This is a genomic window from Bradyrhizobium sp. 2TAF24 (genome assembly GCF_052115025.1).
In the GTDB taxonomy this organism is placed as follows: domain Bacteria; phylum Pseudomonadota; class Alphaproteobacteria; order Rhizobiales; family Xanthobacteraceae; genus Bradyrhizobium_A.
In genome coordinates, this window is sequence record NZ_JBFRFW010000004.1 from 202365 (window position 1) to 216936 (window position 14572).

Consider the following 14572-nt stretch of genomic DNA (forward strand, 5'->3'; position numbering starts at 1 on the left):
GATCGTGATTTTGGCCGGGAGTGTGACCCGATCGGCTGATGCGATCAAGCGCGGCAGAGGAAGGTCAGCAAGGCTGGCTAATTCAAGATGTCGGTAATCCAGCCCGCCAGCGCATCCAGCACCTCGGTCCGCACCTGCGGATCGGTGCGGCCGCTGCGCACCGGCACATGGAAGCTGTGATCGGCGTCGGCGAACAGGATCAGGCTGGCGCGCGGCCCGAGTGCTGCGCATTCCGGCTCGAGCTCGGACAGCACGGCGAGCTTGTCCTGGGTTCCCTGCAGGAACAGCATGGGAATGTCGATGTCAGCCAGATGCTTCGCCCGCTCGCGCGACGGTTTGCCGGCGAGATGCAGCGGAAAGCCGAGAAAGATCAGGCCGCGCACGCCACCGAGCGGCGCCGCCGCCTGCGCCTGCGATGTCATGCGGCCGCCGAACGACTTGCCGCCGGCGAACAGCGGCAGGCCCGGACGCAGCCGCGCCGCTTCCGCCACCGCGGCACGAACGGTGGCATGGGCCAGCGGCGGCGCATCTGGCCGGCGGCTGCCGCGCTCCATGTAAGGAAACTGGTAGCGCAGGGTGGCAACGCCGCGCTCCGCCAGCTCGGCCGCCACCGCCGCCATGAACGCATGGGTCATGCCGGCGCCGGCGCCATGCGCCAGCACATAGAGCGCGCGCGGCTGCGGCGGCGCCTGCAGCAGGCCGGACACGGTGGTGACGTCATCGACAGTGATGGACACGGGGGCAACTGAAGACGTCGGCACGGAAACTCCTCGGCAGATCGCACGGCGGCGGCTCACGCCACATACCGCATTCCCATCACCACGTCATGATCGTGTCATCAGCACGGCAGAGCCCGCTCCCTGGCAAGCTTCATCCATCCACGCGGCGCACGCGAGCAGAACCGCTGCGTCGTACCGCGAACTTCAAAATTCCGTTTTCTTGACCCCGCCCCCCGCCGCTCCAATCATGACGTCCGCTGCCGCAACCAGACGAGGACGACCGCCATGACCGCGCCGGGCCATCCCTATGACGAAGTGATCGCGGCCAACGCCGCCTACGCCGCAGAGTTCGGCGACAAGGGCAAGCTCGCGCTGCCGCCGGCGCGCGGCTTCGCCATCCTGACCTGCATGGATGCCCGCCTCGATCCGGCGAAATACGCTGGCCTTGCCGAGGGCGATGCTCATGTCATCCGCAATGCCGGCGGGCGCGCCAGCGACGACGCGATCCGCTCGCTGGTGATCTCGCACAAGCTGCTCGGCACGCGGGAGTGGTTCGTCATCCACCACTCCGACTGCGGCATGGAGCTGTTCACCGGAGAGGTCATCGGCGAACTGCTGGAGGACAATCTCGACACCGCTGAGTTCGACGGCAAGGCCTGGCACAATCCCCATCACGGCGGCGGCTCGGTGGCCGGACGCTACGTGCACTGGCACACCTTCTCCGACAACGCCCGTAGCGTGGTCGAGGATGTCCGCCGCATCCGCAACCACCCGCTGGTGCCGAAGACCATCCCGATCTACGGCTTCATCTACGATGTCAGGACAGGCCGGCTCGACGAGGTCGCAGAGGCGAACGCCGCGGGCAAGGCTGCCTGACCCGCGGCGCGACGGCCGTCATGCCGCCGGCTTCGGCTCGGCCGCGGGTGCCGGCGTCGCCTGCGTGTCGTCCGGCGCCTTGATGCGGAACCAGGCGACATAGAGCGCCGGCAGGAACAGCAGCGTCAGAACGGTGCCGACGATGATGCCGCCCATCATGGCATAGGCCATCGGGCCCCAGAACACCTCGCGGGCGATCGGGATCAGCGCCAGGCTCGCCGCCGCGGCGGTCAGCACGATCGGCCGCATGCGGTGCTCGGTCGCCTCCACCACCGCCTCCCAGGGCGGACGGCCTTCCTCGCGCAGCTCCTCGATCTGCACGATCAGGATCACCGAGTTGCGGATCAGGATGCCGATCAGCGCCAGCACGCCGAGGATGGCGACGAAGCCAAGCGGCGCGCCGCTCGGCAGCAGCGCCGCGACCACGCCGATCAGCGCCAGCGGCGCCACCGCGAACACCAGGAACAGGCGCTGGAAGCTCTGCAGCTGCAGCATCAGGATGGTCGCCATGATGAACAGCATCAGCGGCACCACCGCGACGATCGGCGCCTGGCTCTTGGCGCTTTCCTCGACGCTGCCGCCGATGGCGACGCTATAGCCGGGCGGCAGCTTGGCGTCGAATGCGGCGATCGCCGGCTTGAGCTGGTCGACCACGGTGTTGGGCTGCACCTCGTCGAGAATGCCGGCCTTCAGCGTGATGGTCGGCAGCCGCGAGCGACGCCAGATCGTCGGCTGTTCGATCTCGTAACGCAGCGTCGCCACCGCCGCGAGCGGCACCGCCACGCCGCCATTGCCCGACAGCTGCAGGTCACGCAGCGTCTCGATCGAATGACGCTCGGCGGCGTTGGCGCGGCCCAGCACATTGATGAGATAGATGTCGTCGCGCACCTGGGTGATCGCCATGCCGTCGAGCACGCTGTTGAGCGCCGAGGCGATGTCCTCGGAGGTGACGCCGAGCTGGCGCGCCTTGTCCTGCAGCACGTCGACCTTGACCACGCGCGCCGGCTCCATCCAGTCGAAAACCACGTCGCCGAGATGGGCGTTGCCGCGCATCACGCCGGCGAGCGACTGCGCATACTCGCGCACCTTGGTGATATCGGGCCCGCTGACGCGATACTGCACGGGGCGGCCGACCGGCGGGCCGATGTCGAGCAGCTTGACGAAGCCGTCGGTGCCCGGGAACGTCTTCTTGAGATAGGCCTGCAGCTCGGCCGCGACCTTGTCACGAACCTCCAGCCCCTTGGTGACGATGATGACCTGGCCGTAGGACACGTCGGCGGGCTGGACGTCGAACGACAGCACGAAGCGCGGCGCGGAAGAGCCGACATAGGTCGACCAGTGGTCGATGCCGGGATTACCCTTGAGTGCCTCGCGCTCGAACTGCGTCATCTGGGCATTGGTGTCGGCGATCGAGGCGTTCTGCGGCAGGTTGAAGTCGACGACCAGCTCATTGCGGTCGGACGCCGGGAAGAACTGCTGCTGCACGAACTGCAGGCCGCCGAGCGACAGCACGAAGATCGCCGCGGTGACGATGATGGTCATCCAGCGCCGGCGCATGCAGACGTCGAGCAGGCGCGAGAACGCCAGCGCAAAGCGCCCCTTGGTCTCCTGATGGTGCGGCATGCTCGCCGGCAGGATGGTGACGCCGAGCAGCGGCGTGAACAGCACCGCGACGATCCACGACACCACCAGCGATACCGCGATCACCACGAACAGCGTGAAGGTGAATTCGCCGGCGCTGCTGCTGTTGAGGCCGATCGGGATGAAGCCGGCGACCGTCACCAGCGTGCCCGTCAGCATCGGGAATGCGGTCGAGGTGTAGACATAGGTCGCCGCCTTGCGCAGCGAATCCCCCGCCTCCAGCCGCGCCACCATCATCTCGACGGCGATCATCGCATCATCGACGAGAAGACCGAGCGCGATGATCAGCGCGCCGAGCGAAATGCGCTGCAGCGAGATCCCGACATAGGCCATCACCACGAAGGTGATCGCCAGCACCAGGGGAATCGAGATCGCCACCACGAGGCCGGCGCGCATGCCGAGGCTGATGAAGGAGATGGCGAGCACGATGACGACGGCCTCGAACAGCGCCTTGGTGAAGCCCGACACCGCCTCGTCCACGATCACCGGCTGGTCCGACACGAGGTGCACGCCGACGCCGATCGGCAGGTCGGCGACGATGCGGGTCATCTCCTGCTTCAGCGCCGCGCCGAACTCCAGGAGGTTGGCGCCGCTCTTCATGCCGATGGCGAGGCCGATCGCCGGCTCACCGTTGAAGCGGAACAGCGCCGTCGGTGGATCGACATAGCCGCGGGTAATGGTGGCGACATCGGTGAGCGGAAAGAAGCGGTCGTTGACCCGCAGGTTGATCGCCTTGAGGCTCGCCTCCGAGGTGAACTGGCCGTTGACGCGCACGCTGATGCGCTCGGGGCCGGCCTGCAGCACGCCGGACGGCGCGATCGCATTCTGCGCCTGCAGCGACGCGACGATGGAGCGGGTGTCGAGCCCGAGCGCGGCGACCTTGCGGGTGGAGAATTCGAGATAGATCACCTCGTCCTGGGCGCCGACGATGTCGACGCGCCCGACATTGGGCACCGTGAGCACCTTGGCGCGGACGTCCTCAACCCGGTCACGCAGCTGGCGCGGCGTGAGGCCGTCGGCGGTGAAGGCATAGATGTTGCCGAACACGTCGCCGAAACGGTCGTTGAAGCCGGGCCCGATCACCCCTTGCGGGAAGTCGCCCTTGATGTCGGCGATCATGTTGCGCACGCGCACCCAGGTCGGCGTCACCTCGCTCGCCTTGGTGGTCTCGCGCAGGTTGACGAAGATGGTGGTCTGGCCGGCGATGGTGAGGCTCTTGGTGTAGTCGAGCGTCTCCAGCTCCTCGAGCTTCTTCTCGATGCGGTCGGTGACCTGGCGCGCCATCTCCTGCGCGGACGCGCCGGGCCATTGCGCCTGGATCACCATGGTCTTGATGGTGAAGGCGGGATCCTCCTCGCGGCCGAGGCTGAGATACGAGAACAGCCCCGCCGCCATGAAGGCGATCATGAAGTACCAGACGAGCGAGCGGTGATCGAGCGCCCAGTCGGAGAGATTGAAATTCTTCACGGCTGCGCTTCCTGATCGATACGGACCTTCTGGCCCTCCGTAAGACTGTGCACGCCGGCGGTGACCACCCGCGCGCCCGGCTCGACGCCGCCGGTGACTCGCAGGCCGCCGTCATCCGGCACGCCCAGCACCTCGCGCAGCGACACCGTGCGGCTCGTCACATCGACCAGCCACACATAGGTTTTGCCGTCCCGCGTCAGCACGGCCGAAGACGGCAGGCGCAGCATGCGCGCCTCGCCCCCCGCCAGCGTCGCGGTGACCGTGGTGCCGAGACGGAAAGGCTCGGGCGGCTTCTCCAGGGTGATGCGCACGCGACGCGTGCGCGTAACCTGGTCGGCCTGCGGCGCGATCTCGCGCACCCTGCCGTCCGCCTTGATCGCCGGATCGAGCTGCAGGCTGACCGTGAAGGCCTCACCGATGTGCAGGCTCGCGGCGGTGTCCTCGGACACGTCGACCACCGCTTCACGGATGTCGGGCCGCGCCACGGTCACCACACTTTGCCCGGGCGACACCACCTGGCCGACCTCGGCGCCGACCGCCGTGACCACGCCGGCGAAGTCGGCCTTGAGGCGGGCGTAGCCGAGCTGTTCGCGGGCCTTGGTAAGATTGGCCTGGGCCTGCACCACGGAGGCCTGCGCGGCGGCGCGGGCCTGCTCTGCGGTCTCGAAGGTGGCACGGCTGGTGGCGTCGGTCTCGAGCAGCGCGCGCTGGCGGCCTTCGGCGCCGGTGGCGTTGGTGAGCTGCGCCTGCGCGCTGGAGACGGCCGCGGCGGCGGAGCGCACCGCGAGCTCCAGCGCCGCCGGATCGACGGAGGCGACGATCTGATCCTTCTCGACCATGTCGCCGACATTGACAGGACGGGCGATCAGGCGGCCGAGCACGCGAAAGCCAAGATCCGTCTTGAACTGCGGCTGCACGGTGCCGACGATTGCCGCGCCGCCGGCCAGCCCCGGCTCGACCACCATCGACAGCACCGGCCGCACCGGCGCGGGCGCGGTGGCTTCTTCCTTGCAACCAGCAAGCAGGAGCGATGCGGCGCCCATGACGAGCGCGACAGCGGAACGCGATGTCATCATGATGCGCTCTCCCCATCAAACGTCACCGTCTGGCCGGTGCTGAGCAGCTTGCCGCCGTCGGTCACCACCCGCTCGCCGGGCTCGAGCCCGCTCTTCACCACGATCGTTCCGGTGCCGTACTCCTCGACAGCGATCGGCTTCAGCGCCACCGTCTTGCTCTTGCCGTCGATGACCCAGACCGCCGGCGTCGGGCCGGCGGCGGTGAGCGCGCCCCAGGGCAGGATGATGCGGCGATCCGGCGGCCCGTGGGCCGTGCCGGTGACCGGGCTGCCGAGCGTCATCGCCGCCGGCGGATTGGCTATGGCGACCTTGACGCGGACCGTGCCGGTCTTCGGATCGATGGTCGGCGACACCTCGCGGACGCGGCCGCGCGCGGTGACGGCGGGATCGGACACCAGGACGAGCGCGACGCTGTCGTCCGACGGCGGCTGCTTGAAGAACAGCGACTCATAGACGTCGAACACCGCATCACGGTCGCCGTCCTGTGCCAGCGAGAACGCCGGCTGCGTCGCCTCCGCCACCTGCCCGACCTCGATGCTGCGCACGGTGATGATGCCGGCGGCGCTGGCGCGCAGCTCGGTGTAGCCGAGCGCATCCCTGGCGGTGCCGAGCTGAGCCTTGGCGGATTCCAGAGAGCCTTCGGCGGTGCGCAGGCCCTCCTGCGCCTGGTCAAAGGCGGCGCGGGTGGTGAAGCCGTTGGACAGCAGCGTCTTCTGGCGATCGAAGGTGGCGGTCGCGACCCGCACCTGGGATTCCGCCGCGGTCACCGCCGCAGTCGCGGCATCGAGGTCCGCCTTCTGCTCCGCCGGATCGAGCCGCGCCAGCACCTGGCCTGCCGCGACATGGGCGCCGACATCGACCAGCCGCTCGATCACCCGGCCGCTGACGCGGAACGACAGCTCGGCCTGCACGCGGGCCCGCACGTCGCCGGTCAATGTCACGGACTCAACCCGCTCCTTGAGCGCCACCACCTCGCTGCGCACCAGCGTCGGCGGCTTGGCCGCGCCCTTGCGCTCGTCACAGCCGCCCAGAGCGGCCGCAACTGCCAGAAGGCAGCCTGCCTGAACGGCAAGGCGGGTTCGAAAGCTGACCATCATGACCACACGCTCACAACAAGAGAGGCAGACACACCGGCTGGCGCGCCATGGTGACACAGGAAAATGCTCCTGGGACGACAATTATTATTGACTGACTCGTAAGTCAATAATAATGATCAGGGACAAGATGCAGGGCTGGGATCCCGATGGCGGACACGCCGACGAAACGCAGAGAGCGCCGCAAGGCCGAGCGGCCGGGAGAGATCCTCGACGCCGCGTTCGAGGAGTTCGTCGCAAACGGCTATGCCGCCACCCGCCTCGAGGACGTCGCCAGGCGCGCCGGCGTCACCAAAGGCACGATCTACTTCTACTTCGACACCAAGGAACGCGTGTTCGACGAGATGATCCGGCATGTGTCGCGGCCGCAGTTCGACGAACTGACGGCCTTTCTCGCGACCCTCAACGGCCCGTACCGGACGCAGCTGCACGCCCTGATCGTCTATCTCTACAGCCGCTTCGGCGACGAGCGCGCCTCGCGCGAGACGTTGCGCTTCCTGATCGCCGAGGGCGCGCGCTTTCCCGACCTCGTCGAGCGCCACTATCAGGAGTTCATGGAGCCGCTCGTCGAACATGTGCGCGCGTTGGTGGAGGCCGGCATTGCCGCCGGCGAATTCCGCGACAGCACCGCGCGGCGCTTTCCCGAGCTGATCCTGAGCCCGTCGTTGCTGTTGGACGTGTGGCGCCTGGTCTTCGACAAGAATCGCCCGATCGACGTCGATGCGTTCGTCGACGCTCAACTCGACCTGCTGATGAACGGCCTTGCCACCTGACGCGCCCGGCGCATGGCACACAGTCCCGCGGGAACTACCCATCACGGCGAAGCTGGTCCATAACCGGCACACACAATCCCTCCCGCCGACGCAGCCATGCTATCGCCCGCCGCACCGCAACCGACCACCGGACTGAAGCTGTTCGCCCCGATCGTGGTGCTGGCGTGCGGCCACATGCTGTCCAACATGATCCGCACCCTGCCCGCGGTCTCGCTCGACCTGATCGCCGCCGACCTCAAGGCGGATCCGGCGACCATCGGCTCGCTGGCGGGCGCCTACCATTTCGCATTCGCAGCAAGCCAGATCCCGCTCGGGGTGGCGCTCGACCGCTTCAGCGTCCGCACCGTGTCGGTGACGCTGCTGCTGGCAACCATGCTCGGCGCCGCGTTCGCCGCGGTCACGCGAACACCGCTCAGCTTCTGCATCGCCCAGATTCTGCTCGGCATCGCCACCTCGGGCATGCTGCTGTGCCCGGTCACCTATGCGGCGCGGCGGCTGCCGGCCGCCAAGTTCGGGATGTGGACCGGCATCATCCTCAGCCTCGGCAATTGCGGCATGATCCTGTCGGCCAGTCCGCTGGCGTGGCTGGTGGACCACTATGGCTGGCGCGGCGGCTTCGTGCTCGCCGCCGCCCTGGCGATCGCGATCGCGCTTGCCGTCTTCACCGTCGTCCAGCCGGACCGCACCGACGCGGCACCGCGCCACCTCGCCGACGAAGTCCTCGGCGTGTTCCGCCTCGGCCTGTCGCGGCCGCTGCGCGGCGTCATCGTTCTGGCATTCTTCTCGGTTGCGGTCACGCTGGTGCTGCGCGGGGTGTGGGGCGGCCCATGGCTGATGGACATCAAAGGCCTCTCCCGCTTCGATGCCGGACAGATCCTGCTCGTCTTCACGCTGTCGATGATCGTCGGCCCGTTGCTGATCGGCCTGATCGATCGCCGGCTCGGCCGGCGGCGGGAACTGGTGATCGTCTGCCATGCGCTCGCCGCGCTCGCTCTGGTGGCGATGGCCTGCGGCGGCCCGGGTGGCCTGCTCTCGACCGCGTTCGGCGTCCCCTACCTCACGCCGACGACCGACGCGGCGCTGCTGGTCGCGATCGGCTTCTTCAGCTCGGCGCAGCCGCTGCTCTATGCGATCACGCGACAGGTGGTCCCGAGCGCGGACACCGGCAAGGCGCTGTCCGCGGCCAACCTGTCGTTCTTCTTCGGGACCGCGGTGCTGCAGGCGACCACAGGTCTTGTGGCCGCACAGGTCTCACTGCCCGCGGCGCTGCTGGTGCTCGGCCTCGGGCTGGTGTTCGGCGTCACGGTGTTCGCGCTGCTGACGCGCGCGCCGCGGAGCCCCGCAGGCGCTTGAGGCAGGTCAGATCCGGCTGCGGGTCTTCAGCGCCGCGTCGTAGATCTCGATGCGCAGCATCGGAAACCGGCGCAGCAGGTCGGCACCGGCCGTGCGCGCCGCCGCCGCATCGTCGTACTGGTTCTTGAAATGCCCGTCGACGACCAGCGTGAAGCCGGATGTCGGCGGAATGTCCGCACGCGGATGCGGCTTCGGCGGCATCGCCGGCGGCGTCTGCTTCCTCACCCCCGCCTCGGCAGCCGCCGGCCGGATGGCCGACTGTGGCATCGCCTGCGTCGAAGCCTGAGCTGCCGCAGCTTTGGGGAGGCTCAGGGGAGAGCGCGACGGCGCGGCCTGGGTTTCGTTGCTCATGCGTCCGCCTTTCGCATCGTTCGTCACCTCACTGCGTTGTCCGCTTGGTTGTCCGTTTGTCATGATCGTCAGAAGGTCCATCGGCTCGCCTGCCGGCGCGGCCGCGCCGACGGGCGTGCGCACTGCAGACTTCGCCGTCTCCGCGGCAGATGCCTTGGCCGCCTTGTCGGCGGCGCCGTCATTGACGCCAACGCCCGTGGTGCTGCCAGACTTGGTCGTTTCCGACTTCGCAGTCTCGGATTTGGCACCCGCCGCAGCGCCGGCCTTGGCAGTCTTCTTGGCGCTCGACCGGGGAGTCGTAGCCGTACTCGACCTCGGATTCGCCTTGGCGTCAATCTTGGCGTCAATCTTGGCTTCGGTCTTGGCGCTGCTCTTGGCTGATGTCGCGACCGTCCGAGCCGTCGAGCGTGATGCTGCCTTCTTCGCCGGCTTGGCAGCCTTCGGCGCGGCCGCTCTGCTGCCGGCCGTCTTCTTCACGCTACTGGTTTTGGATTTGGCACCCGCCCGTGCGGGCGCCTTTGTCACTTTGGCCAATCGTCCGCCCTCAAACTCGGCTGGCCTTGTAACACACGCGATCCATTACGCAACGCGAGATCACCACCATCCTCAGCAGCGTGAGCGACACACAGGTTCCCGTCCGCCGCCACACGAATTCGCCTTGACATGAGGCGGCGACAGCCTCGCCCTGATGCGTCATCACATCAGGCAACGACGCAGGCGGCACTCTGTTCCGTGCCGCGGCGAATCAAGCCGCGGGCCCATCGGTCGAACAGGATGAGCCCGGCACGAGGGCAAGCTCGTCCTGCAAGGCAAGCCCATCATACGCCTCTGCAGGACCGGCTGCGGCGAATCCCGCTGACGCCGCCATCGGCCGCCGATCCCAGCGACTTCAGCCAGTTTAAAGTGATTCCAGGTGGGACGCGCCTCCCACGCATCGAAAAGTGCCCAAAAATCGCAAAAAAACGGGTTTGAGACCCGAAAGCGCGCCGGAAATCATTGCCGGCACAATGTTCACGCAATCCTTGGCATCACAATGCAGCCGGGGGTCGAGGGGGTCTGCATGAGGCGGGACAATGCGATTGTTACTGGTGGAAGACGAAAATGAGATGGCAGCGGCGTTGAGCGAGGCGCTGCTCAAATTCGATGTCGTGGTCGATCGGGTGTTCTCGCTCGATCTGGCGCGGGAGGCCGTGGCGGACCCGGTGCACGATGCGATCATTCTCGACCGGCAGCTCCCCGACGGCGACGGGCTGAGCCTGCTGCCGCACCTGCGCGCCAACCAGTCGGGCGTGCCGGTCATCGTGCTGACCGCCCGCGGCGACGTCACCGACCGGGTGATGGGACTCGACGCCGGGGCGGACGATTACCTCGCCAAGCCCTTCGCCCTGGAGGAACTGCTGGCGCGGCTGCGCGCCGTGCTGCGGCGGCCGCCGGCGATGGCGCCGACGGTGGCGCGGGTCGGCCAGCTCATCCTCAACTTCGGTAACCGCGAGGTGACGGTCGGCGGCCAGCCGATCGAGCTGCGCCGCCGCGAGCTCCTGGTGCTGGAAACGCTGATGCGGCGCCATGGCCGCACCGTGCTGCGCTCGGCGCTCGAGGAAGCGGTCTACAGCTTCGACGACGAAATCCAGTCCAACGCGCTGGATTCCCATATCTCGCGGCTGCGCCGCAAGCTCGACAACCACGAGGCCGGGGTCGAGATTCACAACATTCGCGGCGTCGGCTACCTGCTGAAGGCCGTCGAATGAAGCTGTTCCGGCCAGCGTCGCTGAAGCGGCGGCTGATCTGGCAGTTGCTGGCGCTGCAATACGCCATCCTGACCGCGCTGGTCGCGGTCATCGTGATGCAGTTGATCCGCGCCGACCTCGGTGGCCAGTTGATGGACACCGACGCCATCGAGGTCATCGGCCGGGCGATCCAGCGCCAGCCCGACGGCAGGCTCGCCGTGACCGAGACGGCGGACCTGCGCGCACTCAAGGCGGATGCGCCGGGCCTGTGGTTCGTCGCCCGCAACGCGGCCGGCGACGAACTGTCCGGCGGCACGCTGCCCGAGGCCTATCGCTCGCTGGTCGGCGCCCTCGACCGCATCAGCTTCTCCGACATCCGCGACACCCAGCCGCCCTACAATCTCGCGGCCACCATTCGCAGCGTCGAGACCAGCGCCGGCACGTTCACGGTGCTGGCCGGCGCCGGCCGCATGGTCGGACTGACATTCGCCATCGTGTTCCTGTCGCAGCTGCTGCTGATTCCGATCCTCATCCTGCTGGCGCTGATCGCCCTGATCGCCATTCCGCTGATCATCGGGCGGGCGTTCTCGGGGATCGCGACGGTCGCCGCCCATGCGGAGGAGATCGACATCGACCGCCGCGGCACCCGCCTGTCGGTCGAACGCATCCCGGCCGAGGTCGGCCCGCTGGTACACGCCATCAACGGCGCGCTGCAGCGCCTCGACGAAGGCTATGAGCAGCATCAGCGTTTCCTCAGCGACGCCGCCCATGAACTGCGCACGCCGATCGCGATCCTGCAGACCCGTCTCGAACTGCTGCCGCCGGGAGCGATGCGCACCCGCCTGATGCTCGACACCAGCCGCATCGCCGCGCTTGCCGAGCAGTTGCTCGACATGCAGCGGCTCGACCGCAGCGACAGCTTCGCCACCGTCGACCTGTGCGATCTCTGCCGGAAGGTCGCCGCCGATCTCGCGCCGCTGGCGATCGCGTCCGGCTATCAGCTGACGCTCGATACCCCTCCGGATGCCGTCAAGGTGACGGGAGATTGTGGCGCGTTGACGCGCGCCATCACCAATCTGGTGCAGAACGCCATCGAGCACGCCGGCCGGCAAGGCGCCATCACCATCGCCGTCGGCCGCGATGGCAGCATCGATGTCATCGACGAAGGCCCGGGCATCCCCGAACAGGAGCGCGACAAGATCTTTGCGCCGTTCTACCGCCTGCAGCCGCAGGAGCGCGGCGCCGGCCTTGGGCTGAACCTCGTCCGCGACATCGTGCGCCGGCATGGCGGCCACGTCTCGGCGCTCGCGGCGGCGCCCGGCGGCGCCCGTTTTCGTCTGGTGCTGCCGCTGCGCGGCGGTCCTTCGCCGGTGATCGCCGGCGAATGAGCGATATTTTTCCGAAAATCATCGCCGGCCGCCGGTCTTTACAATGTAGGCGCAATGCTCGCCGGCAAAATTGGCCGCGTTCTCGCTGAAAACGGGGACATCAGGCGGAACGGAACGGCCGCGACTGCGGACAGTCCGATCCAGATGCAGCTTCGCGCGGCCCAGCCCGCGCCCAGTCCGGAGTCCTGCGATGCTGTCACGCACAGCCCTCGTGGTGGTGGCCCTGGCCGCAGCGCTCGCGCTGTTCAGCGCGAGCCTTGCCCGCGCCACCAAGGCGGCCTCACCGTGGCCAGCCGCAAAAATCGAGGCCGGCGGTCTCGACCATCGCCTCTGAGGCGCGGGCCGCGCCTTACGGCAGCACCTCGCCGCGATCCTTCAGGCGCTCGTCGAGCTCGGCACGCTTCTGCTCGAGCAGGCCGTCGTCGATCGCCTCGATCACGTCGAGCAGCTCGTACGCGTCGCCGAGGCGCGGCACGGTGACATAGTCGGCGCCGGCGGCATAGATATCGGCGACGTCGGCCAGCACGTCGGCGGTGGCGATGATCCGCGCGTCGGCGTTGAGCGAACGGACATGGCGCACCAGCTTCTCGTTGTTGGCGCCGACCAGCAGCGAGTCCGGCACGCTGAGAATGATGATCTCGGCATGACCGACCCCGGCATGGGTCAGGGTGTCGACATTGCTGATGTCGCCATAGGTGACGTTGAGGCCGCGCGCGCGCAGGTTGTTGAACACCACCGGATTGAAGTCGACGACCCCGATCTCGTCGAGCAGGGCCGCGTTCTTGCGCTCGATGTCGGCAAGCAGCGCGCTGGCGGCACGGAAGAAGCCGAGGATCACGATCCGCCGCCCGCCATGGCCGTCGCCATGGGCGCCGGCGTCGTCGCCGCCATGGTCGAGATCGCGCAAGCCGAGGCGCTTGAGGGTCGCCACCGACCAGCGGCTGATCGGGTCGCTCTTGGTGATGGCAAAGGTCGACAGCACCGCGAGGATGACGAAGGCGAACGACACCGCACTCGACGTCGCCGCCGTTAGATGCCCCGCGACCATGCCGACCTGGATCACCACCAGCGAGAACTCGCTGATCTGCGCCAGGTTGAGCGCCGGCAACAGGCTCGCCCGCAGCCCCTGCTTCATCAGGTAGAGCGGCAGGAAGGTGGTGACGAGCCGGCTCGCCACCGTGAACGCGGCGATGATCAGCGCGAAGCTGACCACCGAGAGGCTCGGCACCGGAATGGTCATGCCGAGCGACACGAAGAACAGCGTGATAAAGAAGTCGCGCAGGGTCGTCACCTTGGCGGTGACGTCGAGCGCGTAAGGAAAGGTCGACAGCGACACGCCGGCGACCAGCGAGCCCATTTCGCGCGACAGGTGCAGTTGCTCGGCGATCTCGCCGATCAGGAAGCACCAGGCGAGCGCGCCCAGCAGCACCAGCTCCGGCCGCCGCGCCACGCGCTGGAACAGCGGCGGCAGCACATAGCGGCTCAGCACCAGCGCCACCGCCACCAGCGCGCCGACCCGGGCGATCGACAGCAGCACGACCGTGACCTGGAGGTCGGCGAGGCTCGGCTGCACCGCGAGGAACAGGATCGCGAAGATGTCCTGCAGCACCAGGATGCCGAGGGTGATGCGGCCCGGCAGGGTGTCGAGCTCGCGCTTCTCGTACAGCACCTTGACGATGATCACGGTGCTGCTGAGCGCACAGGCGATGCTGAGATAGAGCGCGTCGAAGCCGCCCCTGCCGAGCGGCAGGCCGAGCGCCATGAAGAACAGCACGCCGATCAGGCAGCCGCCGATCAGTTGGCCGCCGGCGCCGAACAGGATGACCCGGCCGGCGCGCACGATCTTCTTGAGGTCGATCTCCAGCCCGATCATGAACAGCATGAAGATCAGGCCGAGCTCGGAAATGGTGTTGATCGATTCCCGCGCCTTGACCCAGCCCATGCCATAGGGGCCGATGGCGAAGCCGGCGAGCAGATAGGCGAGAATCAGCGGCTGGCGCAGGACATGCGCCACAAGGCCAAGCCCCCACGCGAACAGGATGCACAGCGTGATGTCGCGGATAAGTTCGGCCATGCCACCCCCGGGTTTCTCCCGGGGATAAAAGGC

12 protein-coding genes are annotated in these 14572 nt (G+C 67.8%); 6 read left to right on the forward strand and 6 right to left on the reverse strand.

From position 1 onward, the window contains the following. Positions 1-77: 77 nt before the first annotated feature. Complete coding sequence (locus tag AB4Z37_RS08810; RefSeq protein WP_441516329.1) at positions 78-761, reverse strand: alpha/beta hydrolase family protein; 684 nt, start codon at positions 759-761, stop codon at positions 78-80. Positions 762-1004: 243 nt separating this feature from the next. On the opposite strand from AB4Z37_RS08810, the gene AB4Z37_RS08815 reads away from it, so the two are divergent. Beyond that, positions 1005-1595, forward strand: coding sequence for a beta-class carbonic anhydrase (locus AB4Z37_RS08815; protein WP_441516330.1), 591 nt, complete (start codon positions 1005-1007; stop codon positions 1593-1595). A gap of 18 nt (positions 1596-1613) precedes the next feature. Here AB4Z37_RS08815 and AB4Z37_RS08820 read toward each other — a convergent pair whose 3' ends face one another. The 3 genes from AB4Z37_RS08820 to AB4Z37_RS08830 are packed head-to-tail and all read right to left on the reverse strand — an operon-like array spanning position 1614 to position 6876. Continuing rightward, positions 1614-4703: an efflux RND transporter permease subunit gene (locus tag AB4Z37_RS08820; RefSeq protein WP_441516331.1), complete on the reverse strand. Its 3090-nt coding sequence runs from the start codon at positions 4701-4703 to the stop codon at positions 1614-1616. Further along, positions 4700-5779, reverse strand: a complete 1080-nt coding sequence (locus tag AB4Z37_RS08825; RefSeq protein WP_441516332.1) for an efflux RND transporter periplasmic adaptor subunit — start codon at positions 5777-5779, stop codon at positions 4700-4702. Before AB4Z37_RS08825 ends, AB4Z37_RS08820 begins: the two co-directional genes overlap by 4 nt. Then, on the reverse strand, positions 5776-6876 hold the full coding sequence (locus AB4Z37_RS08830; protein ID WP_441516333.1) for an efflux RND transporter periplasmic adaptor subunit: 1101 nt from the start codon (positions 6874-6876) through the stop codon (positions 5776-5778). Before AB4Z37_RS08830 ends, AB4Z37_RS08825 begins: the two co-directional genes overlap by 4 nt. Positions 6877-7022: 146 nt before the next feature. Between AB4Z37_RS08830 and AB4Z37_RS08835 the strand changes: the two genes are divergently transcribed. Beyond that, positions 7023-7646 (forward strand): TetR/AcrR family transcriptional regulator, encoded by a 624-nt coding sequence (locus tag AB4Z37_RS08835; protein ID WP_441516334.1) that lies wholly within the window; start codon positions 7023-7025, stop codon positions 7644-7646. A gap of 96 nt (positions 7647-7742) precedes the next feature. Beyond that, complete coding sequence (locus tag AB4Z37_RS08840; RefSeq protein ID WP_441516335.1) at positions 7743-8999, forward strand: MFS transporter; 1257 nt, start codon at positions 7743-7745, stop codon at positions 8997-8999. A 6-nt stretch (positions 9000-9005) separates the two neighbouring features. Here AB4Z37_RS08840 and AB4Z37_RS08845 read toward each other — a convergent pair whose 3' ends face one another. Then, positions 9006-9884: a hypothetical protein gene (locus AB4Z37_RS08845; RefSeq protein ID WP_441516336.1), complete on the reverse strand. Its 879-nt coding sequence runs from the start codon at positions 9882-9884 to the stop codon at positions 9006-9008. Positions 9885-10423: 539 nt separating this feature from the next. Between AB4Z37_RS08845 and AB4Z37_RS08850 the strand changes: the two genes are divergently transcribed. The 3 genes from AB4Z37_RS08850 to AB4Z37_RS08860 all read left to right on the forward strand — a co-directional run bounded on the left by AB4Z37_RS08850 (position 10424) and on the right by AB4Z37_RS08860 (position 12799). Next, complete coding sequence (locus tag AB4Z37_RS08850) at positions 10424-11098, forward strand: response regulator transcription factor (protein ID WP_441516337.1); 675 nt, start codon at positions 10424-10426, stop codon at positions 11096-11098. Next, positions 11095-12465 carry a sensor histidine kinase gene (locus AB4Z37_RS08855; protein ID WP_441516338.1) on the forward strand — a complete coding sequence of 457 codons (1371 nt, stop codon included), beginning with the start codon at positions 11095-11097 and terminating at the stop codon, positions 12463-12465. Before AB4Z37_RS08850 ends, AB4Z37_RS08855 begins: the two co-directional genes overlap by 4 nt. Positions 12466-12655: 190 nt before the next feature. Then, positions 12656-12799, forward strand: coding sequence for a hypothetical protein (locus AB4Z37_RS08860; RefSeq protein WP_441516339.1), 144 nt, complete (start codon positions 12656-12658; stop codon positions 12797-12799). A gap of 15 nt (positions 12800-12814) precedes the next feature. On the opposite strand, the gene AB4Z37_RS08865 is transcribed toward AB4Z37_RS08860, so the two are convergent. Beyond that, the gene (locus AB4Z37_RS08865) at positions 12815-14539 is read right to left on the reverse strand and encodes a cation:proton antiporter (protein ID WP_441516340.1); all 1725 of its coding nucleotides are present in this window, start codon (positions 14537-14539) and stop codon (positions 12815-12817) included. Between the last annotated feature and the right edge of the window lie 33 nt (positions 14540-14572).

Coding starts and splice junctions, on each gene's coding strand:
- AB4Z37_RS08815 (WP_441516330.1), top strand. CDS start 1,005: ATGACCGCGCCGGGCCATCCCTATGACGAAGTGATCGCGGCCAACGCC.
- AB4Z37_RS08825 (WP_441516332.1), bottom strand. CDS start 5,779: ATGATGACATCGCGTTCCGCTGTCGCGCTCGTCATGGGCGCCGCATCG.
- AB4Z37_RS08830 (WP_441516333.1), bottom strand. CDS start 6,876: ATGATGGTCAGCTTTCGAACCCGCCTTGCCGTTCAGGCAGGCTGCCTT.
- AB4Z37_RS08835 (WP_441516334.1), top strand. CDS start 7,023: ATGGCGGACACGCCGACGAAACGCAGAGAGCGCCGCAAGGCCGAGCGG.
- AB4Z37_RS08840 (WP_441516335.1), top strand. CDS start 7,743: ATGCTATCGCCCGCCGCACCGCAACCGACCACCGGACTGAAGCTGTTC.
- AB4Z37_RS08850 (WP_441516337.1), top strand. CDS start 10,424: ATGCGATTGTTACTGGTGGAAGACGAAAATGAGATGGCAGCGGCGTTG.
- AB4Z37_RS08855 (WP_441516338.1), top strand. CDS start 11,095: ATGAAGCTGTTCCGGCCAGCGTCGCTGAAGCGGCGGCTGATCTGGCAG.
- AB4Z37_RS08860 (WP_441516339.1), top strand. CDS start 12,656: ATGCTGTCACGCACAGCCCTCGTGGTGGTGGCCCTGGCCGCAGCGCTC.
- AB4Z37_RS08865 (WP_441516340.1), bottom strand. CDS start 14,539: ATGGCCGAACTTATCCGCGACATCACGCTGTGCATCCTGTTCGCGTGG.